22 protein-coding genes are annotated in these 25884 nt (G+C 58.9%); 5 read left to right on the top strand and 17 right to left on the bottom strand.

The features are described from left to right. The first annotated feature begins 63 nt into the window (after positions 1–63). The 3 genes from HDF10_RS03970 (at position 64) to HDF10_RS03960 (ending at position 2734) form a co-directional block, all read left to right on the top strand. Positions 64–1650, top strand: a complete 1587-nt coding sequence (locus tag HDF10_RS03970) for a flavin monoamine oxidase family protein (RefSeq protein WP_183810648.1) — start codon at positions 64–66, stop codon at positions 1648–1650. A gap of 194 nt (positions 1651–1844) precedes the next feature. Next, positions 1845–2255, top strand: a complete 411-nt coding sequence (locus HDF10_RS03965; protein WP_221271392.1) for a GNAT family N-acetyltransferase — start codon at positions 1845–1847, stop codon at positions 2253–2255. A gap of 137 nt (positions 2256–2392) precedes the next feature. Beyond that, a complete protein-coding gene (locus tag HDF10_RS03960; protein ID WP_183810644.1) occupies positions 2393–2734 on the top strand; it encodes an STAS domain-containing protein in 342 nt (113 codons plus the stop codon). 120 nt (positions 2735–2854) lie between these two features. Here HDF10_RS03960 and HDF10_RS03955 read toward each other — a convergent pair whose 3' ends face one another. From HDF10_RS03955 to murC, 8 genes are all read right to left on the bottom strand, one after another. Next, on the bottom strand, positions 2855–3337 hold the full coding sequence (locus HDF10_RS03955) for an SRPBCC family protein (RefSeq protein ID WP_183810642.1): 483 nt from the start codon (positions 3335–3337) through the stop codon (positions 2855–2857). Beyond that, entirely contained in the window at positions 3327–3836 is a 510-nt protein-coding gene (locus HDF10_RS03950) for an SRPBCC domain-containing protein (RefSeq protein ID WP_183810640.1), read from the bottom strand. Before HDF10_RS03950 ends, HDF10_RS03955 begins: the two co-directional genes overlap by 11 nt. A 49-nt stretch (positions 3837–3885) precedes the next feature. Beyond that, positions 3886–4416: an SRPBCC family protein gene (locus HDF10_RS03945; RefSeq protein WP_260177595.1), complete on the bottom strand. Its 531-nt coding sequence runs from the start codon at positions 4414–4416 to the stop codon at positions 3886–3888. Next, the gene (locus tag HDF10_RS03940) at positions 4379–4735 is read right to left on the bottom strand and encodes an ArsR/SmtB family transcription factor (RefSeq protein WP_260177594.1); all 357 of its coding nucleotides are present in this window, start codon (positions 4733–4735) and stop codon (positions 4379–4381) included. Before HDF10_RS03940 ends, HDF10_RS03945 begins: the two co-directional genes overlap by 38 nt. A gap of 237 nt (positions 4736–4972) precedes the next feature. Then, a complete protein-coding gene (locus tag HDF10_RS03935) occupies positions 4973–6763 on the bottom strand; it encodes a G protein-coupled receptor family protein (RefSeq protein ID WP_183810630.1) in 1791 nt (596 codons plus the stop codon). 235 nt (positions 6764–6998) lie between these two features. Continuing rightward, entirely contained in the window at positions 6999–8240 is a 1242-nt protein-coding gene (gene ftsA, locus HDF10_RS03930) for a cell division protein FtsA (RefSeq protein WP_183810628.1), read from the bottom strand. After that, positions 8237–9577, bottom strand: a complete 1341-nt coding sequence (locus HDF10_RS03925) for a cell division protein FtsQ/DivIB (RefSeq protein WP_311732658.1) — start codon at positions 9575–9577, stop codon at positions 8237–8239. The genes ftsA and HDF10_RS03925 overlap by 4 nt, the downstream gene beginning before the upstream one ends. Positions 9578–9709: 132 nt before the next feature. Further along, a complete protein-coding gene (gene murC / locus HDF10_RS03920) occupies positions 9710–11122 on the bottom strand; it encodes a UDP-N-acetylmuramate--L-alanine ligase (RefSeq protein WP_183810626.1) in 1413 nt (470 codons plus the stop codon). Between the two features lie 458 nt (positions 11123–11580). Here murC and HDF10_RS21175 point away from each other — a divergent pair, with 458 nt between their 5' ends. Further along, entirely contained in the window at positions 11581–12954 is a 1374-nt protein-coding gene (locus HDF10_RS21175; RefSeq protein WP_311732657.1) for a YXWGXW repeat-containing protein, read from the top strand. Continuing rightward, positions 12893–13216 (top strand): hypothetical protein, encoded by a 324-nt coding sequence (locus HDF10_RS20545; RefSeq protein WP_221271391.1) that lies wholly within the window; start codon positions 12893–12895, stop codon positions 13214–13216. Before HDF10_RS21175 ends, HDF10_RS20545 begins: the two co-directional genes overlap by 62 nt. A gap of 498 nt (positions 13217–13714) precedes the next feature. On the opposite strand, the gene murG is transcribed toward HDF10_RS20545, so the two are convergent. The 9 genes from murG to ftsL all read right to left on the bottom strand — a co-directional run bounded on the left by murG (position 13715) and on the right by ftsL (position 25848). Beyond that, entirely contained in the window at positions 13715–14818 is a 1104-nt protein-coding gene (murG, locus tag HDF10_RS03905) for an undecaprenyldiphospho-muramoylpentapeptide beta-N-acetylglucosaminyltransferase (RefSeq protein ID WP_311732656.1), read from the bottom strand. Between the two features lie 176 nt (positions 14819–14994). Further along, positions 14995–16089 (bottom strand): putative lipid II flippase FtsW, encoded by a 1095-nt coding sequence (gene ftsW, locus HDF10_RS03900; protein ID WP_179581995.1) that lies wholly within the window; start codon positions 16087–16089, stop codon positions 14995–14997. A gap of 20 nt (positions 16090–16109) precedes the next feature. Continuing rightward, the gene (gene murD / locus HDF10_RS03895; protein WP_183811563.1) at positions 16110–17465 is read right to left on the bottom strand and encodes a UDP-N-acetylmuramoyl-L-alanine--D-glutamate ligase; all 1356 of its coding nucleotides are present in this window, start codon (positions 17463–17465) and stop codon (positions 16110–16112) included. A 525-nt stretch (positions 17466–17990) separates the two neighbouring features. Then, on the bottom strand, positions 17991–19127 hold the full coding sequence (gene mraY, locus HDF10_RS03890; RefSeq protein WP_179639126.1) for a phospho-N-acetylmuramoyl-pentapeptide-transferase: 1137 nt from the start codon (positions 19125–19127) through the stop codon (positions 17991–17993). Positions 19128–19262: 135 nt separating this feature from the next. Next, positions 19263–19910: a hypothetical protein gene (locus HDF10_RS03885; RefSeq protein WP_183810624.1), complete on the bottom strand. Its 648-nt coding sequence runs from the start codon at positions 19908–19910 to the stop codon at positions 19263–19265. Positions 19911–19980: 70 nt separating this feature from the next. After that, positions 19981–21369, bottom strand: a complete 1389-nt coding sequence (locus HDF10_RS03880) for a UDP-N-acetylmuramoyl-tripeptide--D-alanyl-D-alanine ligase (protein ID WP_183810622.1) — start codon at positions 21367–21369, stop codon at positions 19981–19983. Then, a complete protein-coding gene (locus HDF10_RS03875; RefSeq protein ID WP_183810620.1) occupies positions 21366–22859 on the bottom strand; it encodes a UDP-N-acetylmuramoyl-L-alanyl-D-glutamate--2,6-diaminopimelate ligase in 1494 nt (497 codons plus the stop codon). Before HDF10_RS03875 ends, HDF10_RS03880 begins: the two co-directional genes overlap by 4 nt. A gap of 46 nt (positions 22860–22905) precedes the next feature. Beyond that, positions 22906–25236, bottom strand: a complete 2331-nt coding sequence (locus tag HDF10_RS03870) for a penicillin-binding protein (RefSeq protein ID WP_183810618.1) — start codon at positions 25234–25236, stop codon at positions 22906–22908. 87 nt (positions 25237–25323) lie between these two features. Next, on the bottom strand, positions 25324–25848 hold the full coding sequence (gene ftsL / locus HDF10_RS03865; RefSeq protein ID WP_183810616.1) for a cell division protein FtsL: 525 nt from the start codon (positions 25846–25848) through the stop codon (positions 25324–25326). Positions 25849–25884: the final 36 nt, after the last annotated feature.

Here is a 25884-nt window from a genome sequence, read left to right as displayed (position 1 = left end):
ACTTCCACGCCTCAAACTGAAAGAGTCCCTCCCAAACTCAGAGAGCCCCTCGGAGCTATCGCAATGAGCCTGACACGCCGTGTCTTCATCCAGCGCATCGCCCAGATCGGCGGCTACTCCGCCGCATTCGCCACCATGCAGGCGCTCGGCCTCATGCCCGCCGTTGGCCAGTCTCCTCTTCCGCAACTCCCCGCCGACTTCGGCAAAGGCAAAAAAGTCATCATCCTCGGAGCAGGCATCGCCGGCATGACCGCCGCCTACGAGCTCCGCAAAGCCGGCTTCGACTGCACCATCCTCGAAGCCCGCAACCGCCCCGGCGGACGCAACTGGACCGTCCGCGACGGCACCAAAGTCGAGTTCACCGACGGCACCACCCAAAACTGCGAGTGGCAAGACGGCGGCTATCTCAACGCTGGCCCCGCGCGCATCCCCTCCATCCACACCCACATCCTCGGCTACTGTCAGGAGCTCGGCGTTCGCCTCGAAGTTGAAGTCAACACCTCCCGCTCCGCCCTCATGCAGTCTCCCAAACTCAACCACGGCGACCCCGTCCAGCAGCGCCAGGTCGTTCATGACACGCGCGGCTATCTCGCTGAACTCCTCTCGAAAGCGATCAACAAGCACACCCTCGACGACGAACTCTCCAAAGAAGAAACTGCCCGTCTCCTCGAATTCCTTCAGAACTTCGGCGACCTAAACAAAGATGGACATTACACCGGCACCCCTCGCGCAGGTTTCATCACTGGCCCGGGTGCAGGCCCCGTCAACTCCGTTCTACACAAACCGCTCAACTTCTCCGAACTCCTCGCCGCCGACATGTCCACCGGCGAGTTCTACGAAGAGCAGATCGACTGGCAGGCCACCATGTTCCAACCCATCGGCGGCATGGATCGCATCGCCTACGGCTTCGCAAAATCTCTCGGCAACATAATCCTCTACGAGTGTCCTGTCACAGAGATCACCACCTCCGGCCAAAGCGTCACCGTCGCCTACACCAGATCCGGCACACCCCAAACCATCACCGCCGACTTCTGCATCTGCACCCTGCCGCTTCCAATCCTCGCCAAAACTAAAAACAACTTCTCTCCCGAAACCCAACAGGCATTCGCCGGCATGTCCATGGTCCCGCTCTATAAAATCGCCTGGCAGTCTCCGCGCTTCTGGGAGAAAGAGAACAACATCTACGGCGGCATCTCCTTCCTCAAAGACAAGGTCGATCTTGTCTGGTACCCCACCGACAAGCTCTTCTCCCCCACCGGCGTCCTCGTCGCGGGCTTCAACTCCGAGCAGGAGATCATAGGCGGCTTAGGCGGCACTACCACAGGCAAGCTCTCACCCTTCGGCGCACTCCCCACCATCGAAGCAAAGTTCGAAGCCTCCCGTCAGGCCGTAGAGATCCTTCACCCAGGCCGCTCCCACCTGCTCACCAAACCGATCTACGTTGCATGGTCCAGGATCCCATATTCACTCGGCTGCCTTGCGAACAACTTCGTCTCCGGCAGCGCCCCGGCCTACGCACAGCTTGAAAAACCGGAGGGCAAGACCTACTTCGCCGGAGACTACCTCTCTCACCTCGTCGCCTGGCAGGAGGGCGCAGTCCTCTCCGCCCACCACGCCATCGAACGCATCGCAAAACAGATGCAAACCTAGCAAATACAGAGCTAGTTACCCTGAACGAAGTCGCCACCCCAACTATCGTCATCCTGAACGCAGTGAAGGATCCCCGTATTTGCTCTTGCCGTTGACTGTTCGTTCTTCGTCATTCACGCAGAAGCACAACCGATAATTCATCATCAATCCTCACTCCTACAAATCAACCAATGGTCCTGATTCAAAAAATCGAGTTGCCCATAGCAGGCCTGGAAGAGCTACACACCGAAGCAAAAAAAGACGGCTACGACTTCATCGACACTCTCGTCGACGAGTGGGCCAGCGGAGCCAATCGCTTCCAGGCTCCAGGCGAAGTCCTCTGCGGCCACCTCGACCACGGCCAGCTCGTCGCAGTCGGCGGACTCACAATCGACCCCTTCACCGCCGAACCACACACTGGCCGTATCCGTCGTGTCTACGTCCGCTCCGCATGGCGCAACCAGGGAGTAGGACGAGCCCTCGTCTCAACCCTCGTCGAAGAAGCCCGAAAGAGCTTTCGCCGCGTACGCCTCCGCGCCGAAAACGCCAGCGCTGCACGCCTCTACGAAAGAATGGGCTTCACTGCCATCGAAGACCCCGGCGCAACCCACACTCTCTCCTTCTAAGACCACGAAGCAACGGCTAACGAAAATAGCCTCTGCATCGGAAAAGCGCCCGACAGATTCACGAAACGAAAGCCCTGCGCAAAAGCCTGCAATCGAACCTGCGGTATGCTTGCAAGCACTTAGGAGACACCCACTACATGATCCTCGAAGCCGAGCTGGAGCGCACCGACACCAAGACCGCCATCTTCCGCCTCACCGGACGCATGACCCTCGGCCTGCGCCTGCGCGAGGTCGAATCCAGGATCACAGCCGCCGCCGACAAAGGCATCCGCAAACTCATCCTCGAGCTCTCCGGCGTCGAGTTCCTCGACAGCGCCGGCCTCGGTTTCCTCATGATCCTCTACGGCAAGATGAAGACCAACAACGGCGAACTCCGCCTCGTCGCCCCCACCGAACGCGTCCTCGACGTCCTCAAGATAACCTGCACAGACGCCATCCTCCCCATCGACCCAACCCTGGAGGCCGCCCTCGCAGCCTGAACCACAAATCCTGAACAAAAAAACCCAAACCACAAACAAAGCCAGCACTCCCTTCGAACGCGCCTAACAACACACTCGTTCCAATAGAAGTCTGAAGCTCGTCACACGCACCAAACCCAGCTAAGCCTGTACCACCAGCTCCGACAGCCGATCCAGGCTCTGGCACCACCCCTCCGACATTCCCGCAAGATGCTTCGGCGCAGCAGCAGACGTCGTCTTGATCACCTGAGCGACCAGCGAGATCTCCGTTCCGCCGCGCGCTGCAGTGAAGGTCACCGTGTTCTTCACCTCGAACATCGGCTTGCCATGCTCATCGATCGCCGCCGTCACAAACACCAGCCGGTGCGGCCGATCGATCGTCACAAACCGCCCCGACATCGGATACACCACGCCCTCCGGCGATCGCATATCGATCAATATCGCGCCGCCGACCCGTGCATCCACCTGGTACACCCGGTTGGTGAAGCACTTCGGCCCCCACCACTTCGCCAGTTGCTCCCGATCGATCCACGCCGCAAACACCAGCTCCGGCGGGGCTGCCACTCTCCGCGTCAGACAAACCTCAAGCAGCCCCGCTTCCATAACGCCTCCTTCAACGGCCATAACTCACCTCGCGCAAAAGATCATTGAGCTTATCGAAGCTGCTATTCCAGCCCTTCATATGCCCATCGCGATCTTCTTCAGTTACGAAGAAAGTCTGGTGGAAGTTCATCGTCGTCTTCCCTTTATTTTCCTCAAACGTGATCGTAATCACGGTGTCGTGCTCCGGAAGACCCGTGCCCTCCTCCCAGTGAAACGTGAAGACCAACCTCTCCGGCTCAACCAGTTCCAGGTACTCGCCGCCCTGCCATAGATCTGCCGTCCTCCAGTCGCCCGCGGTATCGGTGAAACCATCGCTATGCAGACAGTTACGCCACCTCCCGCCCGGCCGCGCCTCCGCCGTCAGGTTGCGAGCCACAAAATCCCGCGGCCCAAACCACAGTCTCATCTGATCCGGATTAGTCCATGCCTTCCACACCAGCTCGCGTGGCGCATCGAAGATCCGCGTAATCTGCAGCTCCTGTTGAGCTCTAACCGTTTGAGATACCGTCGCTGTGCTCATTCGAACTCCTCCTGTATCTTCCAAGCCCTGTGTCTTCAAGCCCCAATGTCTATACCGTCGCCATCTTGCCGGAAAAACGGCCCGCCAGATACTCCGCCAGCCTTTCGAAGGCCTGCTTGGCACCCTCGATCGAGCCGTAGTCACGCACATTCTGATCCCGAGCCTCAGCCGAGGCAAAGGTTAGACGCATCGTCACCCGCGTTCCTCCCGCGTCGTCTTCAAAGATCGCCGTTTTTTCAAACTGCACCTCTCGCGAGCCCGCTCTGCCGCCGCGCAGCGTGTACGCCAGCCGCTCATACGGCACTACGTCGAGGAACACATATTTGTTCAGATACTCCATCCCATCAGGACCATGCATCACCAGCTTCCACACGCCGCCCGGCCGCACATCCATCTCTTCGATCGTGGTCGTAAAGCCCTTCGGCCCCCACCACAGCGCAACCTGTTTCGGATCGGTCCAGGCCTCCCACACCATCTTCCGCGGTGCGTCGAACACACGCGACAACACAATCTCCCGCTCCGAGGCGTCTTCCAGTCCCCGTTCAGCGCTTTTTTCTGCCACTCCCATTCTTTCCGGCATCTCGCTTCTCCTTTTTCTGTAGGGTCTTCAGATACTCGTCCAATCGATCGAAACTCTGCTCCCAGAAGTTGCGGTACTCCTCCAGCCAGTCCGACGCCTGCTTCAAAGGCTCCGCCTTAAGCTTGCAGGGCCGCCACTGCGCCTCCCGTCCGCGCGAGATCAACCCAGCCTTCTCCAGCACCTTCAGGTGCCGCGAGATCGCCGGCATGCTCATCTCGAACGGAGCCGCAATCTCCGTAACCGAGGTCTCTCCCAACGCCAGCCGAGCAAGAATCGCCCGCCGGGTCGGATCAGCCAATGCAGCAAACGTCGAGCTCATTTGATCTGTCATATTATTTAACAACTAAGTTAAATAACCATATCGTTAAATACAAAATCTGTAAAGAGGAAATACAGAAAAAAAATTAAAACCTCATAGAACAACGCCGCAGTTGGTGGAGAGTCGCTTTGGCCTTTTGTTTGCCATTCCCTAAGGAAATCTGCGTTTTCAGTCTCTACACCATCAGGCAAATTGCCAAAAGCAGTCCGGCGAATCGTCCGTGATCGCCTTACCGATCTACTTACCGACTGAACTCGAAGGTCCCAGAAGCAGCACCCAAGCCTTGCTTCCAGGCGCCCGCTGCCACCCCGGCGACGAAACCTCAAACGGAATCTCCGTCGCAACCACAGCAACAGCGCCCTGCTTTCGGAACAATTCCAAAATCTCTACCTGAATAGAGGGACTATCGAAGAACAGATGCAGATCCTCCATCTGGTTCCGCGGATCGTACGCATCGTTCCCAATGGCCGCCACCACATGCAGCCCTGCAGCATATGCCCACGTACAACGTATGTCATTTCCCGGTGAAACCGAGGCCACTCTATCTCCCGCCTTCAAACCCACCCCCCGCAGGTACTCAGCGACAGCCCACTGGCCGCCACTCTGCATATCAGTACCTGCAGCGGCCAATCGAACAGCGCCTCGCAGCCGCTCCGTCGAATTGAAAACGGTAGCCAACAATAACAGGAGGAGCGCAGCCGCACGCACTCCAGACCGAAGCCCCCCGCGCCAATTGTCTAACCTAAGAAGCGGCGCCATCCCCAACACGCATAGAAATCCGGCCACATACCGCCCTTCAACATGAACCAACAGAAAAGTGAAGATCCCCAGCAGCGAAGGGAGATACAAGAGCCACGGATTCAAAGACCGCCCTGCTCCAACACGATCACCGGCCCGAGGCCAGAAGGCAACACAGAAGCAGAGAGCAACGACAAGGGCGACCGGAATAATCTCCTGAAACACATACTTCAAGCCGTGCGAGTTTCCAACCAACGCTCGAGCGGAGTTTTTTAAATCAAAAAACTGACGATATCCTTCATACCAATAGACGATGTTGAACTGCGGCGGATAGGTCACGTAAAACGGCTCTCCAAAGGCGAACACCGGAGGATGTGCACTCAACAACTGCACCGGATGAATCGGCGATCCAAACTCCTTCGGACCTCCCTGCCAACCCATCCAATGCTTCAAATGATTCACGTGAAACGCGTAGTTCAACGTTCCCGCCTCACCCAGCGTCGGCCGTCCAAGCGCCCACGATAGGCCCACCCCATAAGGAACGACAAAGAGCAAAAACACTCCCACGGTACGAAGAAGCGGAGCAACGCTTCGACGCCATCCCATAAAACCAATCACGACCAGAAAGAATATTCCCGAGACAGTCAGGAAGATCGCCTTACTTAGGAACCCCAGGCCCAGCACGACTCCCCACAACGCAGTGTTGCCCGCCGTTGGGCGCGAGTACACCTTCAACGCCAATCCTGAAGCGAAAAAAAAGAGGCACGCCACCAGCAGATCCGGGCCGATCGTAGACACCCGCCCCACTCCCGTCTGCACCGTAACAAACAGGCAAGCCGCACCAATCAGCAGAAACGGCGACATCCGAGCATCCCCGCCGCTCGAAAGATCTCTCTGCACAGCACGCGACATCAACTCGAGAAGCCAAAGAAACCCCATCCACGCGACGAAATAAATCGCCAGGTTCAGCCAGAAGACCGCCGCCATCTCCCCATGCGGAGTGGAAGAAAACAATCGCCTCACAACCGACAGCAGCAGAGGATATCCGATGCTCCACAGCGGATTGAGCGCAGTCCGCCAATCGCCGTCTCGAATCATATTGGCAACATCGAGGTAGGAGATATCGTCCCCGGACAACTCCAATCTCCCATATCTACCTTCGATCGCCCCGGCCAACATCACAGCAGCGCCCACAAAAAGATGAAGCGACAAATACCGCCACATCAGGTTAGCGTTAGTCGCTTTCACCCCCAGTCCGTCACTGCCAACCTGCACCGTATCGAGCGTCATGTTCGCCGCCAATAAACCTGAAGTCGTTTGTGAAAACAGGCCCGAGAACCCGCGATCGAACGCGGTCGAACTATATCTTAGCGACCAACCTGCTTCGAATCAGAGCAAAATATTAGGAAGTGATTTCGATAAGGAGGTGCACATATTTGCACGCGCGACCTGGGGTACAACTATCACAGTAGGCTGAATAGTGCATACAAGAAGTCTTAGTGCTTCTCGAAAGAAAAAAGCAAATCTAGAAACTTCCCGCAAAGATCGCCTTCAACTTCGCCTTCAGCCCCTGCTCTTCGCTCGCCCGCCGAACCTGCGTCCTGTGCGTATACAACAGCATCCCAATCGCCGCAGCATACTCCGGCACAGCCAGCTCCGCCGGCATCCGCGACAGCGGTACGGGGTATCCGATCCGCGCCGGCACCCGCAACAGGCTCTCCGCATTGTCCAGCAGCCCAGCCATGTTCGCGCCACCGCCAGTCACCACGCAGCCCGCGCCCAGCGCCTCCAGCACTCCACCCTGCCGCAGATTATCCCGAAGCATAGTAAACAACTCTCGCGCACGCGGCTCCAGAATCTCTGCCAAAAATCTCTGCCTCACCATCCGCGCCGACTGCCCGCCCCCACCCAGCGCCCCGACCGCAAGGTTACCGCCAACCTCAATCTCATTCAACTGCGGCACCGCCGTCACCACGCAGTGCCCATACATCTTCTTCAGATACTCTGCCTCCTCAACCGTCACATGCAGCCCAACCGCCAGATCATTCGTAAAGTGATCTCCACCAATCGGCAGCACTGCAGTATGCGCAATCGAGCCCTCAAAAAAAACAGCCAGTTCCGTCGTGCTCGACCCGATATCAGCCATGCAGACGCCCAGCTCCCGCTCATCGGCGCTCAACACCGCCTCAGCCGCCGCGATCCCCTCATATACCGTATCCATCACCTCGAGCCCCGCGCGGTTCGCGCACGTAATCACGCTCTGCGCCACACCGCCCGAGCAGGTCGACAGATGCAGATTCACCTCAAGCCTGTTCCCCACCATCCCTACCGGATCGTGAATCCCCGGCTGATCATCCAGAATGAACTCCTGCGGCAACAGATGCAGCACCTCGCGATCCGGAGGCAGCGCAACCGAACGCGCACGATCCACCGCAGCCCGCACCTCTTCGCGCGTAATCTCCCGCATGCGGCTACCCATGCTGATGCCGCCGCGCGAGTTCACCCCGCGCACATGCGTCCCGCCAATGCCCACAATCGCCGTCTCAATCCCAGCCTTTGCCACACGCTCCGCCGTCAGCGCCGCACGATTGATCGCCTCCGCCGCCGGCCCCAGCTCCGCGATCAAACCCTTGCGCATTCCTCGCGACGGCTCCACGCCATGCCCGCGATATCGCAGCACGCCATCCTGCAGTTCGGCCACCAGCACGCAGCTCTTCGTGCTTCCCGCATCGAGCACGGTGATCAGATTGTCCTGCTTCTGATTCATGGTTGAACCGCCTGTGCCGGATGATACTGCGTCGAACCAGCCGACGGCTTCGCAACCACCGGATGGGGCTTCGCAACGACAACATGTTTCTTCGCCTTTGGATCGACCTTCTTCGCCTTTACCGGCGAGTGACTCTTCGCCGCACTATTTGCCATCGCCCTCGCAGAAGGCTTTCCCTTCACCACAGCAGCGTGCTTCACTGCCGCAACGTGTGTCGCTGGCGCAGCCTTTGCGGGTGCCTTCACAACATGCTTCACCACCGGCTCGATCGCCTTCACGCCAGTATCCGGAACCGTAGCTGCAGGCGTCTTCGCATCAGCCGCCATCACCGCCGCGCCGTTCGACGATGCACTCACCGGCACACCAGCTCCTGGCTGCATCTCCAGCACCACCTGCCGCTCATACCGCATATCCACCGACGAGAGCTTCGGATAAACCGTCCGCCACTCCGGCAGATGCTCTTCAAACCTTCTATAGCGATCCAGGAAGTCCGTATCGCCAAAGTGAACCAGCACCTCACTCGACTTATCCGGAATCGAAGCCTTCACGTCTTCAGGATTCGACAGATCCACCTCGCTCAGCCCCTCCGAGATCTTCTGCCCAGACCCATCCAGCTCCGACGTAAACCGCTCATAGATCTTCATCCGCGCCGCACGCGTCGACAGCGGATCCTCCGCCGAGATCCCCGTCACCACCGGAAACGAATACTTCCCATCCGGCCTCGCCTCCACTGGCATATCCAGCAGCACGCCGTTCCCATCCACCAATCCAATATGGCTTCCCGGCCGCACAAACGCCACCGGCGTCCTCTCCACAATCGACACGCGCATCCGGTTCGGCAGCAGCCGCATCACCGTCGCATGCGCCACCCACGGCAGCCTCTCCAGCTCCGCGCGCCTCTGCACCAGCGACACCGTAAAGATATTCCGCTCCACATCCTCGCCAAAGATGCTCAGCAGCTGCGCCCGCGTCACATGGGCATCGCCCTGAAACTCAATCGACGAAGACGAAGGAATCACAAACCGCTCATCGTGCAACAAAAAACTTCTCCCCATCGCAAACAACCCAGCGCAAACCCCAAGCAGAACCACCGCCCCACATCCTGCAACGATCCTTCCCCACTTCGTCGAAGGCATCCCGCGAAATCGCACCCGCAGTCCCGCCTTTCGTCTTCCCACCGGAGCGTCATCGTCCCAGTGCGGATCCAAGCCAGGATCATCCGCAAAGTCCTCGCTCATATCCCGACGCAGCCTCCGCTCCGGCGAAGCCGACACCCGCCGCGGCCCCCGCGAACCTCGAGACTCCGAGACATAGTTCTTTTCAGGCGCCTCTAGCACCGTTGTTCCACCCCTCGAAAACGCATCGCTTTGTCGCACGCCTGAGCAAGGCCGCGAGAATCGCCATCCTGAGCATAACCCGCACAGCGCCCGCCATTCCCACACATCTTCAGCATGTACCCTTTCAGGAACTCACCCGTTCGTCGCCCCATTTACAGATAAAGCTTCCAGCAACGCCGCCCCTGCCTGCGATACACTCCCCGCCCCCAGCGTCAAAATCACATCCCCCGCCTTCGCCTCCCGCACCAGGGCCGCCACACCCTCCGCAAATGAAGCCGCATAGTCCACCCCATCTCCCCCCGCAGCCCGAATCGCCTTCACCAGCGCCTGCGCATCGACCCCCGCAATCGGAGCCTCACTCGCCGCATAGATGTCCAGCACCTCAACCGTATCCGCATCCTTGAAAGCCCCCGCAAACTCCGCCATCAAATCCCGCGTCCGCGTAAACCGATGTGGCTGGAACAAAACATGCACCCGCGAGTACCCACAATCCCGAGCCGCCCGCAACGTAGCCAGAATCTCCGTCGGATGATGTCCATAGTCATCCACCACCGTCACACCCCGCACTTCACCCTTGATCTGAAACCGCCGATCGACTCCACGAAACGTCTCCAGCCCCGCCGCAATCTGGTCGGGAGCCACTCCCAGCTGCACCCCCACCGCCACCGCAGCCGTAGCATTCAGCACATTATGCCGTCCCGGAACATGCAGCCGAAACTTCCCCAGCACCAGCCCCTTGTAGTTCACCGCAAACGTCGAGTGACACTCCGCATCCTTCGGCAACATCTCCACGCGAAAGTCCGCATCCACACTCTCGCCATACGTATAAACCCTCCGCCTCACCCGCGTCAGCACCGTCCGCAGCAGCGCATTATCCACGCAAGCCGTAGTCGCCCCATAAAACGGCAGCTTATCCATAAACTCTACAAACGCGCTCTCAACATCCTCCATATCGCGATAGCAATCCATATGTTCGCGATCCAGATTCGTCACCACCGCCAGCACCGGCGACAGCTTCAGAAAACTACGGTCGCTCTCATCCGCCTCCGCCACCAAATACTGCGAGTTGCCCAGCCGAGCATTCGATCCCAGCGCATTCACTCGCCCCCCCACCACCACCGTAGGATCCAGCCCACCTCCTGCCAGCACCGCCGCCACCATCGAGGTCGTCGTAGTCTTCCCATGCATCCCAGCCACAGCAATCCCGTACTTCAGCCGCATCAACTCCGCCAGCATCTCCGCCCGCTGAATCACCGGAATCTTCCGCTCCCTCGCCTCCACCACCTCCGGATTATCCTTAGCCACCGCCGAGCTGGTCACCACCACATCGCTAGCCGCAGCATTACAGGCAACATGCCCTTCGAAGATCCGCGCCCCCATCCCCAGCAGCCGATCCGTCACCGCACTTCGCCGCAGGTCGCTCCCCGAGACCGAGTACCCCATCGTCAGCAGAATCTCCGCGATCCCGCTCATCCCGATCCCGCCGATCCCGATAAAGTGAATCCGCTGCGATGGCGCAAACAAAAAATGCCCAGGCACAAACATACTGACCGATCTCTACTTTCAGAACGAGCTAATCCTTCACTCTATCAGCGACAGGAAGCAAAGGGAGATCGCTCCACCCGACCAACGGGAGGGGACCTACGCCACTCGATCCCACCCAGAAAAGGTATACAAGTCACGAAGTGACCGCCCCACGCGAAGTGGGCCAGTCCGGCAGGACAGAAGCACGCGCAGCGGCAGGACAAGTCTTTTCGACCCCCCGCCAGGCTCAAACAATCACAAATCACCAATAAACCGATCAAATCCCTACAACCTTTTCAACCACACGCAACGACCCTGCTCTGTCAATATTTCGCAACAAACGATATAAATTCGTGTCTAATCAACTGAGCCTTGACCCGGGCACTTGCAGCCGGGCTGGAACTCGTCCTTGCTCTCCGCGAAGTCCGCCGCACGACGCAACACCGGATAAAACGAAGGCTGAGCAGGAAGGTAGCGCTATGACGTTCACCCGCCTCTTCAGAAACTCCATCGGTGTCGCAACCCTCGCCGGCTTCACGCTGGCCATGCCTCTTCTGGGCCAGGTTCAAATTCAGCCGTACAATCCATCGGACCAGTACGGCGCTCCCGCAGCCCTTCAGGCTCAACAGGACCCCCAATACGCCGCTCAGCAGGACAACACCGCCCCGCAGCAGTACGGCGATTCTCAGCAGTATGGCGCTCCGCAACAGGGCCCTCCGCAGCAATACGACCAGCAGTACGGCGACCCCAACCAGGGCGCGCCCCAGCAGTATGGAGCACCTCAGCCCGGCCAGCCCCAGGGCATAGAGCAGGCCCCACCCGCAATCCCCGATTACGAACAGCCCCCAGCCCCCGGCGACGGCTATATATGGACCCCCGGCTACTGGGCCTGGACCGCTGATGGGTATCAGTGGGTTCAGGGCGCATGGGTGCTCGCCCCCTACTCCGGAGCCCTCTGGACCCCCGGCTACTGGGGTTACAACGATGGCTACTTCTGGAACGCCGGATACTGGGGTCCCTACGTCGGCTACTACGGCGGCATCAACTACGGCTTCGGATACTTCGGCATCGGCTTCTACGGCGGATACTGGGGCGGCGGACGCTTCTACTACAACCGCGCCTACTGCAACATCGGTCGTGGATGGCACGGTGGCAACTTCTACAACCGCGCCTATAACGGCTACTCCGGCCGCCCCGGCGGAGCCAGCTTCACCCACGTCAACAGCATCGCTTATCACGGCAACAACTTCTCCGGCGCTCGCGGCTCCAACATCAACGGCCGCAGCTTCGCCCAGTCCAACGTCGGCCGCGGCAACCCGGCAGGCTTCGGCGACCACAACATCCACACCGGCTACGGTGGAGCAACCGCCTACAACGGAACCGCCCGCGCCTACAACGGCGGCAACTCCAACGCCATCGCAAGCCGCGGCTACAGCGGCGGCAACTACAACGCGAACGCTGGCCGCGCCTACAGCGGTACCGGTGCGAACTACAACACAGGCCGCGCCTATAGCAGTCCCGGCGCGAACTACAACACAAACCGCGCCTACAGCGGTGACGCTGCGAACTACAACGCAGGTCGCGCCTATGCCGGCAACAACGCTTACGGCGGAGCCTCTCGCAGCTACTCGCAGCCAACCGCCCAGAGCCACTCTAACTACGCCACCGCCCCCCACGCCTCATACTCCGGCGGAGGAGGCAACTACGGCGGCGGTTCGCACGGCGGAGGCAGCTACAGCGGCGGTTCGCACGGCGGAGGCAGCTACAGCGGCGGCGGTGGAGGAGGCTTCCATGGCGGAGGCGGTGGCGGCGGCGGATCACACGGTGGTGGTGGTGGCGGAGGTCATCGCTAAGACCCAAGCCAGCAAATCAAAAGGACTGAAAATTCATAGGGCTGAGGATAAACTCCTCAGCCCTTTCTTTCGTCACCCCACCAATAAGATTCGTCATTTCGACCGAAGCGGGCCACAGTTTCATCGTGGTCCGCGCAGTGGAGAAACCCCCGCATTCGCATTCGCATTTGCCGTTGCGCTTGCCGTTGCCGTTTCCGTTGTTTTTTGTTGTCAGCTTGAGCCAGCAAATGCATTTTTCCTTAAGCTTTTGCTGTCATCCTGAACGCAGCGAAGGATCCCGAAGAACTTTATCCAACCCAGACCGACGGACCCTTTCAACCCACCCATTCCTAGCCGTTGTCCGTTTCCCTCGCCCAACCTCTGAAAACATGTCAAGCCCCCAAATCACCAAAACCCGCGCCAATCCAGCAGATTCGCATGGCGTATGAGTTCTGCTCCAACCGCTATACTGGATACAGGAGATCAAAGAAGCCCCGGCCAAAACCGGGGCTTTTGTCATTAAAGCCCGTAACCCCTTTGGAAAGAGGATTCTGCAAGCAAACCTTTTAGAATGACTTTTTTACGACACCACACCCCGTGTAAACCAATCATTCAAAAAGAGTTACGCGTCAATAATAGGAGGGGGGGTGTACCCACGAAAGGAGCCACCGTTGGGCGAAGCGCTTCTGTCCTGCCGGACGGGCCCACTGCCCTCGGCCACCCCGGTTCGGGCGGTCACTTCGTGACGGTGGAATGAGCCTCCTTGGCTTAGACGGAAGAATCAACGCCCCGCCAACTCTGCCACCATCTGCCCAATCACCCGCACCGCACCCGGGTGGGCCAGCCTACGAACTCTCCGCCCCATCTCCGCCAGTCTCCCGGCATCCAGCAAAAGTCCCGACAGGTCGCTCAACAAAAACGCCCCCATCAGGTCATCCGCATCCTGCACGCGCAACTCCGCCGCCCCAACCCGTGCAAAGGCCTCCGCATTCTTCATCTGGTGGTCGTCCGCCGCCCCCGGAAAAGGCACCAGCACCGCCGGCCTTCCCGCCGCCGCCAGCTCCGCAACCGTACTCGCGCCGCTGCGGCAGAGAATCAGATCCGCATCTGCGAACCTCCTCGGCATATCGTCGAGATACGCCGCTACCTCCCAGCGCGTGGGGTCCGCACCGCTCGCCCCATACGCATCCTCAGTCGACTCCGCCTGCCCCTTCCCAGTCTGGTGCAAAATCCTCAGCCCCGGCACATACTCCAACAGCCGCTTTGCGATCTGCGGCATCACCGCATTGAAGACCCGCGCCCCCTGGCTCCCGCCAAACACAAGCAGCCGGCGAGCCGAACCGGGTCCATCCTTCGCAACAACATCTGCAATCTCAAAGAACTCGTGCCGCACCGGAATCCCAGTCACCCGCGCACCACGAAAGTACCTCCGGGTCTCCTCGAAGTTCACCGCGGCAGCCGACACAACCCGCCCCACCAGCCTGTTCGCCAGCCCCGGCACCGCATTCGGCTCAAACGCCAGCGTAGGAACCCGCAACAGAACCGCCGCCATCATCGCAGGCCCCGATGCATACCCGCCAACCCCCACCACGACATCCGGTTTGAAGCTCCGAACCAGCTTCACGCATCGCACAACGCCAAGCGGAAGATCCGCTAGCGTCCGCACCCGCGTCGCCAGACTCACATTCTTCAACTGCCCCACTCGAATCAGCTCCAGAGGAAACCCGGCCTCCGGCACCAGGCGAGTCTCAAGCCCTCGCGCCGTCCCCACAAACCGCACCTCGGCCTCATGCGCAGCGCCCAGCTCCCGCGCAATTGCCAGCGCCGGAATCACATGCCCCCCCGTGCCTCCACCGGCAATCAAAACCCGCAACTGCTGTCTCACCGAAGCCGCTCTCCCAGAATACTCCGTCTCTCGTTCCGACCGAAGGAAGGACCGACGCAGCTCATCCCACCCAGAAAAAGGTATACCCGTCACGAAGTGACCGCCCCATGCGAAGTGGGCCCGTCCGGCAGAACAAAGGATTGTCCTATCCCCAAATATCCAACTCGCACTCACTTTCAATCGATCTCGCGCGTGATATTCAGCAGCACACCCATGCTGGCCAGCGTAATAAAGATCGAAGTTCCACCCGAAGAGATGAACGGCAGCGGAATTCCCTTCGTCGGCAGCAGCGCCAGCACCACGCTCATGTTGAAGAAGGCCTGGATCAGAATCGCCGTCGTGAGCCCAAACGCAAGAAACCGTGCAAACGGGTCAGTCGAAAGAAACGCCGCCCGCAGCCCCCGATACCCCAGCGCCACAAACAACCCAACCACCAGCAGCGCACCAATCAATCCCAACTCTTCACAGATATTCGCAAAGATAAAATCCGTCTGCACCTCGGGCAGGTAGAAAAGCTTTTGCCGCCCTTCCATCAACCCCAAACCACGGATCCCACCCGTCCCAACCGCAATCAGCGACTGAAGAATGTGAAACCCGGTCCCGCGAGGATCGGCCTCAGGATTCACAAACGCCAGCATCCGTGCCCGTCGAAACGCAACATGAAACAGCATGAAGTAGAGAACAGGAGCCGCAAACGCCGCACCCACCGCAAAGTACTTCGTCTTAGCCCCGGCCAGGTACAGCATCAACGCCGTTACCGCCATGCAAACCATGCCGGTCCCCAGATCAGGCTCCTTCAAGATCAAAGCCGTAAACGCCAGCGGCACCGCAACCGCCCGCAGAATCGTCCCCCTCCAGTCATCCATCTGGTGGATTCGAGTCTGCAGAAAGTAAGCAAGAAACAAAACCAGAACAGGCTTCGCCAACTCCGAAGGCTGAAACGTAAACAGGTTCCCAAACCGAACCCAGCGATGCGTCGCATGCGAGTCCTTCATCGCAAACACGCCGATCAGCATCAACATCGTCACCGCAACCGCAGGAAACACGACCTTCGGATTGTTATAAGTCCGATAGTCCACCTGCATCAGCGCAACTAGCGCGATCAGCCCCAGCACCGCCCAGATCGCCTGCTTCATCACATAAGGATAGGGAGACCCCAGGCTCGACTGCGCCATCACAGCCGACGCCGAAAACACCATCACCAGCCCAAACAGCACCAGCAGCAGCACCACTCCGAAGAGCCACTTGTCCACCCCAACTCTCTTCGCCATCCATCACTTCCACTTCTTCACTAAATTAGTTCGTTCACCAACTGCCGGAACACGCGGCCGCGATGCTCATAGTTCTCAAACTGGTCGAAGCTCGAACACGCAGGCGACAACAGCACCACATCGCCAGTCACAGCAGCCTTCGCCGCCTCAGCCACCGCAGTCTGCATCGTTCCCGCTGCCACCATCTTCACGACTCCATGCAGCTGCCGCTCAATCTTTTCTGCAGCCGAACCAATCGTATAAACAGCCTTCACCCTCTCCTTCAGCAACTCGGCCATTAACCCATAGTCCGAGTCCTTATCTTTCCCTCCAAGAATCAGGTGAACGCCCTTGCTGAACGAAGCCACAGCCTTCATCGTCGCATCCACGTTCGTCGCCTTCGAGTCGTTATAGAACTCAACCCCATTCAGCTTCCGCACCAGCTCCAACCGATGCTCCACCGCCGTAAAGCTCGCCACTGAAGCCCTAATTCTCTCCGCCGAAACCTTCGCCAACCGAGCCGCACAGACCGCAGCCAACACATTCTCGATATTGTGCGCGCCCTTCAGATGCACCTCAGAAACCGGCATGATCGGCTCGGTAACTCCACCTTCCTTCTCCACCCAAACAATCACGCCATCCCGCACAAACGCGCCCTTCCGCACAGCCTTCGTCCCGCTGAACCAGAACACCTCACTCTTGGCCCGCGCCGCACACATCTGCGTCACGCGGTCATCCCCATTCAGCACCAGCGCGTCCCCAGCGTCCTGCCGCGCAAAGATCCGCTCCTTCGCCGTCACATACTTCTCGAAGCTGCCATGCCGATCCAGATGATCGGGCGTGATGTTCAGGATCACCGCGATCCGCGGATGAAACTCCTCCACCGTCTCCAGCTGAAAGCTCGACACCTCCAGCACATTCATCGTCTCAAGCGTACTCTTCGCCACCAGGTCAATCACCGGCAGACCGATATTCCCCCCCACCTGCGTCGGCAAGCCAGCATCGCTGAAGATCTTCCCCACCAACGTCGTCGTCGTCGTCTTCCCATTCGATCCAGTGATCGCCACCACCTGCCCCTGCAAATAACGACTCGCCAGTTCCAGCTCCCCAATCACCGTCAACCCAAACGCTACGACCTGCTTCACCTCCGGCGTATCCATCGGCACACCGGGCGAAACCACAATCAGATCCTGCCGCCGAAACGTCAGAAGCCCATGCCCTCCGGACTCCACCATGATCCCGGCCTCCAGCAACGCAGGAATCTCCTGCGCCAGCGCCACGGCACTGCGCGTATCGCTCACCGTCACCCGTGCCCCTTGCCCACGCAGAAACATCGCCGCCGACAGGCCGGACTTCCCCAACCCCACCACCAACACCCTCTTATTCTTCAAATCCATCATTGTTTTCTCATGTGAGTCTTGCACACAATCAGAATATCTCCGACTTGTTTGTTCTGGCATACGTGACTGTAGCTCGTGTCGCTTGGATCACCCACAGGAAAGTCTAAATTCAAATGCGAGTTATCCGTCCATACGATCGTTGGCTCAATCGGTTCAAGAAGAGTTCCAATTGAGAATCCACTGGCAACTTCTTCCCACAATGGGCTCCAGGTTCTTCTCGTGATCACCCAAATAGAAGTGCCACCGGGTACATTCCCATAGACCATCATTCGGGCGGCGTGCCTGCCGTCGGGAAAAACGATCAGTTTCCCATGAGACTCACACCCTTGCGCTGTGAGCAGGAAGAGAGAAAATAGCCCGATTAGTGGCGCCGCAATACCAGCGAAAAAGCGGGTCGGAAATACTAACCCTCGGTACTGAGAACTCTTGAAGCGGAATGCTATGCATACGAGGATACGGCCACAACTGCCAACCCGACTATTTTGATCCATGGCAACCAGAGTTCCAATCTTTACCTCAATTTCATCGCAGCTTCAAAGTAGTCAACGCAAACAAAGCAAACACCAGCGCCAGAATCCAAAACCGCGCAATCACCTTCGACTCGGACCATCCCATCAACTCAAAGTGATGGTGCAGTGGAGCCATCTTGAAGATGCGCTTTCCGTTCCTAAGCTTATAACTCCCCACCTGCAGCATCACGCTCAACGCCTCAAGAATGAAGACACCGCCAATGAACGGCAGCAACAACTCCTGCTTAATCACAACCGCCACCGTCCCGATCGCCCCTCCCAACGCAAGGCTCCCAACGTCCCCCATAAAGATCTCTGCCGGATGAGCGTTATACCAAAGGAACCCGATACTCGCCCCCACCATCGACCCACAAAACACCGTGAGTTCGCTCACCATCGGCATCCGCTGCAGTTCCAGATAGTCCGAAAACACCACGTGCCCGCTGACATAAGTCAGTACCGTCAAAGCTCCAGCCGCAATGATCGTACATCCGATCGCCAACCCATCCAGCCCATCGGTCAGATTCACAGCATTACTCGCGCCCGCAATCACGATCATCACAAACACCACAAACGGCACAAACACCAGCCAGTGCATATGCGGAATATGCCCCATCCACTCCCACACCAGGTCCGGCCTGAATCGCTTGGCAAACGGCACCATCAGCCGTGTCGAGTAGCCGCCGCGAATCTCCATCACCACCAGCGCAGCCGCAACCAGCCCACTCGCAATGAACTGCAAGCCCAACTTCGCACGAGCAGTCAGCCCCTGGTTTTGCCGATGCACAACCTTAATGTAGTCATCCGCAAATCCGATCGCCCCAAACGCAAGCGTAGATAGCATCACCAGCCACACATAGGGATTCGAAAGATCCGACCACATCAGCGTCGGCACCAAAATCGAGATACAGATCAGCACCCCGCCCATCGTCGGCGTCCCACTCTTCTTTTGGTGCGACTGCGGTCCCTCTTCCCGGATATACTGCCCGATCTGAAATTCGCGCAGCTTCTCGATCACATACGGGCCGATCAGAAGTCCGATCAGCAGCGCCGTAAGGCTCGCAAACACGGTACGAAACGTCAGATATCGGAATATGCGAAACAGCCGAAAGTAAGGGAACAGCTTCTGGTACAGCAACCAATAGAGCAAAACGCCTCCGCCTTTACCCGCAGCTTATGCCCGTTTTTGTTGCGAGTCACGGCTATCTTAACAGCACCATCCCCTGCATTCTGGGTTTATCTCGTCCGTGAACCAATCCGAATGCCCGCCGAATCCGAAATTCGCTCAGAGCCCGTTCTCCAGCGCAAAGCAGAGCGCATCCGCCGCCATCGCAAGCTCGAACGCCAGGTGAGCATCGTGGTCCAAGTCCTCTGCCTGTCGCAACAGCTCCACAGTCACCGGAAAAAGATCTGTCCCTTTCCCGCGTTCACCGTGCTCGATCTTCTCCATCCTGTGATCCGCCTCCGCGATAAATTTTTCGAGCCACTCTGGAGAGGGAGATGCGACCTTCTGCCGGTGTTTTGCCCTGGCAGCATAGAGCCCAGCCAACGACAGATGCTCCGCTGCGCGCAAAACTCCGATCGCCCGCAACACAAACTTGTTTCCTTCTTCGCCCTCGGTCGCCTTACGATAGAGCTTCGCCCCACGCTCCAGCAGGTCCCTCAGATCTTCGCCGGTTCCCTTTTCCATCAGAGAGATCACAACCGAAGCTCTCTGCATATGATGAAACGCGGTCATAAGCCCATGATCCGTCGCATAAACCACCCGCGAACCGGCAACCTTCTCCCCAGCTTTCTTCGTGGCTTTTTTAGCAGCTTTCTTGGCGTGCTTCGCTGTCTTCTTTTTTGCAGCGTGTTTCATCGCCTTCTTCGGATGCTTCTTCACCGCCAAACCAGAGTCTTTCCTAACCAGTGCATTCCCGTTGCTCGACATATCTCTCCACTCCGTATGATCTCTTTTCGCAAATCGGCAAATCACTCAGATGCCGTTTGAACTCGATGCGTCACCGAGGCTTTCCCGCGAGGACCGCTAAAACCCTCTCCAGACGCACGCCACGGGAAGCCTTCAACAACACTACGTCGCTCGCACGCACATTCGCAAGCAGCCACTCCCCCGCCTCCTCAGGACCCGCGACAAAGAGCGCCTCAGCACCGGCAGCTCTTGCCGCCTCCACAGCAGCCTCGGCCGCACCCCGCACTCCGAGCACAAAATCTACACCCCGTTCCGCCATCCGCGCACCGCACGCACCGTGTAGCGCAGCCGATTCCGAACCTAGCTCCAGCATCTCCCCCGCAACCACAATATGCCGCTCCGCAGGAATCGCCATCAGAGCATCGATCATCGCGTTCAGCGCTGTTGGATTCGAGTTGTAGCAATCATTGATCAGCGTCGCCCCCCGCCACTCCAGAACCTCGCCGCGCTTTTCCCCTGCCCGCAGTTCGCCGACAGCCGCCGCACACTCCCCCAATTCCATCCCACTGTGCAGGCCCACAGCGATCGCAGCCAGCGCATTCGGAACATTATGCCGCCCCAACATCTTCAACTGCACACTTGCACGCTGCCCCTTGGCCTCCACCGTAAACACCACACCCTCCACGCCAACCTCCGCCACGTTGACGGCTCTCACACTCGCCCCCTCGCCGACCCCATAAAATACCGCGCGTCCATCCAGACCACGGCCAAACGCCGCCACATAAGCGTCATCGAAGTTCAAAATCGCGACGCCATCCGCTGGCAGCGCCTCGATCAACTCATACTTCGCTCGTGCAATTCCAATCAAACCATCCGGAAAGAACTCCAGATGCACTGGCCCAACATTCGACACCACCGCCCAATCCGGCTCTGCGATCTGCGCCAGCGCAGCAATCTCGCCGGCATGGTTCATTCCCATCTCGATAACCGCAACCTCATGCTCCAGCTCCAGCTTCAGAAGCTGCAACGGCAGGCCGAACGCGTTGTTCAGGTTGCCAGCCGACTTCAACACTCTGAACTTCGCGCCTAAAACCTGCGCCACGGCCTCCTTGGTCGTCGTCTTTCCGGCCGACCCGGTCACGCCGATCACCCTCCCGCCCCACTCGCGTCGCACCGCATGAGCCAATTGCTGCAGCGCCCTCAACACACAGTCGTCGCACTCTGCTACCTGCAACAATCTCTTTTCATCCACCTCGGCCGGCACGACCCATCGATTACTCACCACCGCAGCGACCGCCCCGTTTGCGAGCGCCGCCTGCACATAGTCATGCCCATCCAGTCTCTCGCCGCGAACGGCAAAAAAAAGCTCCCCCGCGCCGATGGTTCGCGAATCAATCCCATACCCTACTGCCTCTGCCGAAGTGTCGAACTCGCCATCCGCATGAATCCAGTCAGCAATCTTCCCCAAGGTCAGCTTCACGCGATCTCCCTCAAAACTCCTGCAGCTACCGCCCCATCATCGAACGGCACCGTCCCGTCTCGCAGGATTTGCACCTTTTCATGGCCCTTCCCAGCGATCAAAACAATGTCTCCAACCTTCGCCGCGTGAATCGCAATCTCAATCGCCGCAGCTCGATCCTGCTCTACTATGCACCTCACCGCTGTCTCCCGCACCCCAACCAGAGCCTCTTCAATAATCATCATAGGATCTTCACTTCGAGGGTTATCACTCGTAAGCACCACAAGGTCGCTTCCCTCTCCCGCCGCCCTGCCCATCCGCGGACGCTTCGTCTTATCCCGATCGCCGCCACAACCAAACAAAGTAATTACCCTTCCCCCACGCTCCGATACCAACTCCCTCGCGAGCGAGATCAAGTTCCGCAAAGCATCATCCGTGTGCGCGTAGTCCACCACCACGGTCAAGTCATGCGAAGAAGGAACCACCTCGAACCGGCCAGGCACCTGCGCACCAGAAGCAGCGCCAGCCTCTATTTCGTCGAGCCTCAACCCTCGCGCTAAAGCCGCACAACATGCCGCCAGCAGGTTGTACACATTCACCCTTCCCGTCAGCGAAGACCGTATTGGAGCATCGCCATTTGGCGTCTTGAAGATAAACCGCGTCTCGCCCGCATGCAGCTGAACATCCTCTGCCCTGTAGTCTCCGCTCAGCGTCTCCAACCCGTATCTCATCAGATGCGACTGCCGATTCTCCCCAATGAGACGCCTTCCAAAGCCATCGTCGCCATTGATGACAGCAACTCGTGGCGCCGGCGCCCCAACTCCCACAAACAGTCGCGCCTTCGCTGCGAAGTACTTCTCCATCGTCCCGTGATAGTCCAGATGATCCTGCGTCAGATTCGTAAACATCGCCACATCCACCGGCAGTCCCCAGACGCGCTCCTGCTCCAACGCATGAGACGACATCTCCATCACGGCCTCCGTAGCTCCAGCCTTCACACCATCCGCAAATATCTCCAGCACATCCCGCGACTCAGGTGTCGTGTGCGGCGAAACCCGCACCTCCTCTCCAACATGCGTCTCAATCGTCCCGATCAATACACACTTCCGCCCCACACTCCTCAGCATCGCCTCCAGCAAAAATGCCGTGGTCGTCTTCCCATTCGTCCCAGTCACCGCACACAGCGCAATATCACGTTCCGGATGCCCCATCACCGCAGAGCTTACCTCCGCAAGCGCCCGCCGTCCTCTCTCCACCAACGCCGTGCCAACGTCCACATGCTCGCGGCGCAGCCTCTCGTAAGCCTCGCGAGAGTCCGTCACTACCGCCGACGCCCCCTTCGCGATAGCCGCCTCTAAATAGCGATTCCCATCCGTTGCCTCACCCCGCATCGCGACAAACACATCCCCGCGTCTCACCCGCCTAGAGTCATATTCAACCCCCGAAACCTCGACGGAAGCGCAATACCGATCCGTGGCGCTCAAGCCCTCGCAAACTGTCTGCCAGTTCATAGAGCGATGCTAGCCGAGATTCCGAATATCTCCCAGCACCTGACCATCATCGACTAAACCGCACCACGATCTCAGTTCCCGCCGGCACCATCGTCCCCGCCGCCGGTGCCTGCTCTCTGGCCAAACCACTCCCCACCGCCTGCACCCGCAAACCCACCGAATCCGCCCGTTCCACAACGCCCCGCAACCCCGCCCCCTCAAACGAGGGCACAGGCACACGCAGCCCCGCATCCACGACAACAGCCCCCTGCTCCTTTGCCTCAACGGCAAGACGAGCCTTCTGAGTCGCCAATGGCGCAGACTCATGAGACACAGAACCGTTCCCATCTCCTGAATGGAACGCCGACAGAACCTTCGCAGGGAGCATATTCAAAATCTCAGCCGTCTTTCCCGGCGCCTTCTGTGTCACCGCGACCGGCTTTTCATTCGCCGCAACCTCGGCAGCCGCAGCGTTCGTCGGAGCGCGCAGCGGATCATCCGCCGGCAGGCTGTTCACATCATCGAACATCGCATTCAAATCCTCCGTGTTTTCGCTCGGCGCATCCCCGTCCGCCTCCGTCTTCGCCGCCACAATCAACTCTTTCTGAGTCTTCAGCGGCTGATCGTGCGGCACACCCAGGTACTCCAGCACCTGCTGTGCCACCTCCGCAAACACCGGCGCACTCGCCGCACCTCCATAGTGCTGCACCTCGCTGCCCGCCGTCGGAGTGTCGATCACCACCGCAACCGAGATCGCAGGATTGCTCACTGGCGCAAAACCCGCAAAGCTCGCCACAAGCTTCGTGTGAGAGTAAGTGTGTGTCGCCGGATCAACCTTCTGCGCCGTGCCCGTCTTGCCGCCCGAGCTATAACCGTTCAGCGCCGCCTGTCGTCCCGTGCCCTCGGTCACAATGCCCTGCATCATCATCCGCATCTTCGCCGAGGTCATCTCCGTGATCACCCGGTGCGCGCCATCCGGCAGCGTCGCAGGCAGCCCGTTCGCAGGCCGAAACGCCGCCGGCTTCAGCCGCGGATCGCCCTTCATCTCATCGGTCGACTGTAGAAGCACATGCGGTGGCATATAAACCCCACCATTTGCAATTGTGCTCACCATCGTTACAAGCTGCACCGGCGTAACGCCAACCTCCTGTCCAATCGCCATCGACAAGATGCTCGTCGCGCCCCACTTCCTCGGGTTTCGCAGCAGGCCGCGAGTCTCACTCGGCAGCTCAATCCCCGACCGATCGCCAAAGCCAAAGGCCTTCATATAGTCATAGAACTTTTGATTCCCCAACTTCAGCGCCATCTTCGCCGCACCAACGTCGCTCGAGTGCTCCAGCGCATACTGCACCGTCACACGGCCAAAGTGATCGCTCCTGTCATCATGCAGCGTGCGGCCATACATCGTCATTGCCCCCCCCTGGCAGTCGACGATGTCCGTAGGCTGCACCCCCGCCGCATCGATCGCAGCCGAGTAAGTCACCAGTTTGAACGTCGATCCCGGCTCATACACATCGCTCACCGCCAAGTTCGTCAGCACATTCGCATCCATGTGCTTTTGGTCGTTCGGATTGAAACGCGGAGACACAGCCAACGCCAGAACCTGCCCCGTGTGCGGATCCTGCACCACCACCGTCCCATGCAGAGCCTTTACTTTCTCCACCTGAGCATCAAGCGCTCGTTCCGCCATGTACTGAATATTTGCGTCGATCGACAACACAAGATTCTCACCCGGCATCGGCTGGTTCTCTTCACTGCCCAGCACATGCCGTCTCGCATCGAGCGCCGTCAACATATGCCCAGGCTCACCATGCATGTCATCGTCGAACTGGCGCTCCAACCCACCCAGCCCGATATCATCCGTCCCCACATACCCCAGCACCTGCGCAGCCAGGTCGTTGTTCGGATAGAACCGCTTGAACTCCTTCTGAAAATAAACACCCTTCAAATTCAGTTCACGCAGACGATCAGCAATACCTGGATCAACCTTCCGCGCCACCCACGCAAAATTCTTCGAAGCATTGAACCGCGCCAGCATCTGCTGCTGCGAGGTGAAGTTGTCCCTCGGATCCGCGTGCACAATCTCTGCCAGTATCTCCGCCGCGCTCGCACGATTGTCCCCTAGCTCCGACGGCACCGCATACACACTATCCACCTGCACCGTCACCGCAAGCTCCCGCAGATTGCGGTCATACAGCATCCCCCGTCGAGGAGCCACCTCAAATGTCCTCTGCTGCTGCAACGCCGCCCGATGCACAAAGTCCGAGTGCCGCACCACCTGCAGCCATCCCAGCCGCACCGCGATCAACGTCGTCCACGCGCAAAAAAACAGCGCCACATAGGCGAAACGGATCCTCCGTATCGGAGCGGTCAACGTCTGCCGTGGCGCCTTGTTCATCTCATCCCTGCTTTATCGTTAGTGTACTTCCTGGTCCCCTTCGTCTCAGGTTCTCAACAAAGTCCAACACCCTCTGCCGACAACCGACTACTGAGCAATCTGCATCGCCGGAGCACTCGCCTGCGCCAACGCCGGAGCATTCGGATCTCCGCCGCCCTCCGGCCGCACCACCTGCCCAGGCTGAGGCTCCCCCAGGCCAAGCTGCTTCGCGATCCGATCGATCCGGCCAGGATCGGTCAGCTGCGCCTCGGACAAGCGAAGCTGACGATTCTCCTCCCGCAACTGCTCCACCTGCGCCTTCTGCGCCTCAACGTGATACCCAATCTCGATCGCAGAAAAGTGCTGCCACACATAAACCATCACCAGCACAAACAACACGCTCATCACTGCGGTAAACGTGCGCATCTCGCGACGCCGCTCCGGATCGTCCGCCTTCACAATGCGGCTGTTGTCGATGTGCTTGGTAAAGAAGACCTCTGGCGTCGGTCCACGCCGAGCCCGCCGTTGCGCCTCATACAACTCACGATTCCGCGCCGTCAGCGACTCCGCACGGCTATGCGCACGCGATCCCAGCATCTCTAACTGTTGTCCTGCCATCGCCGAAGCTGCCATGGTGCACCTCTCTAAAACTCGCCTCTGAATCTCGAT

The sequence above is a fragment of the Tunturiibacter empetritectus genome (assembly GCF_014201375.1).
Classification (GTDB): domain Bacteria; phylum Acidobacteriota; class Terriglobia; order Terriglobales; family Acidobacteriaceae; genus Edaphobacter; species Edaphobacter lichenicola_D.
Note: the sequence above shows the minus strand (reverse complement) of the source record. Positions and strands in the feature narration are given on the sequence as shown.

Coding starts and splice junctions, on each gene's coding strand:
- HDF10_RS03935 (WP_183810630.1), bottom strand. CDS start 6,763: ATGACGCTCGATACGGTGCAGGTTGGCAGTGACGGACTGGGGGTGAAA.
- ftsW (WP_179581995.1), bottom strand. CDS start 16,089: ATGGCGAAGAGAGTTGGGGTGGACAAGTGGCTCTTCGGAGTGGTGCTG.
- murC (WP_183810626.1), bottom strand. CDS start 11,122: ATGTTTGTGCCTGGGCATTTTTTGTTTGCGCCATCGCAGCGGATTCAC.
- HDF10_RS03945 (WP_260177595.1), bottom strand. CDS start 4,416: ATGCCGGAAAGAATGGGAGTGGCAGAAAAAAGCGCTGAACGGGGACTG.
- HDF10_RS03875 (WP_183810620.1), bottom strand. CDS start 22,859: ATGAACTGGCAGACAGTTTGCGAGGGCTTGAGCGCCACGGATCGGTAT.
- HDF10_RS03950 (WP_183810640.1), bottom strand. CDS start 3,836: ATGAGCACAGCGACGGTATCTCAAACGGTTAGAGCTCAACAGGAGCTG.
- ftsL (WP_183810616.1), bottom strand. CDS start 25,848: ATGGCAGCTTCGGCGATGGCAGGACAACAGTTAGAGATGCTGGGATCG.
- HDF10_RS03940 (WP_260177594.1), bottom strand. CDS start 4,735: ATGAGCTCGACGTTTGCTGCATTGGCTGATCCGACCCGGCGGGCGATT.
- HDF10_RS03955 (WP_183810642.1), bottom strand. CDS start 3,337: ATGGCCGTTGAAGGAGGCGTTATGGAAGCGGGGCTGCTTGAGGTTTGT.
- HDF10_RS21175 (WP_311732657.1), top strand. CDS start 11,581: ATGACGTTCACCCGCCTCTTCAGAAACTCCATCGGTGTCGCAACCCTC.
- HDF10_RS03960 (WP_183810644.1), top strand. CDS start 2,393: ATGATCCTCGAAGCCGAGCTGGAGCGCACCGACACCAAGACCGCCATC.
- HDF10_RS03885 (WP_183810624.1), bottom strand. CDS start 19,910: ATGTCGAGCAACGGGAATGCACTGGTTAGGAAAGACTCTGGTTTGGCG.
- HDF10_RS20545 (WP_221271391.1), top strand. CDS start 12,893: ATGGCGGAGGCGGTGGCGGCGGCGGATCACACGGTGGTGGTGGTGGCG.
- HDF10_RS03970 (WP_183810648.1), top strand. CDS start 64: ATGAGCCTGACACGCCGTGTCTTCATCCAGCGCATCGCCCAGATCGGC.
- ftsA (WP_183810628.1), bottom strand. CDS start 8,240: ATGAATCAGAAGCAGGACAATCTGATCACCGTGCTCGATGCGGGAAGC.
- HDF10_RS03870 (WP_183810618.1), bottom strand. CDS start 25,236: ATGAACAAGGCGCCACGGCAGACGTTGACCGCTCCGATACGGAGGATC.
- murD (WP_183811563.1), bottom strand. CDS start 17,465: ATGGATTTGAAGAATAAGAGGGTGTTGGTGGTGGGGTTGGGGAAGTCC.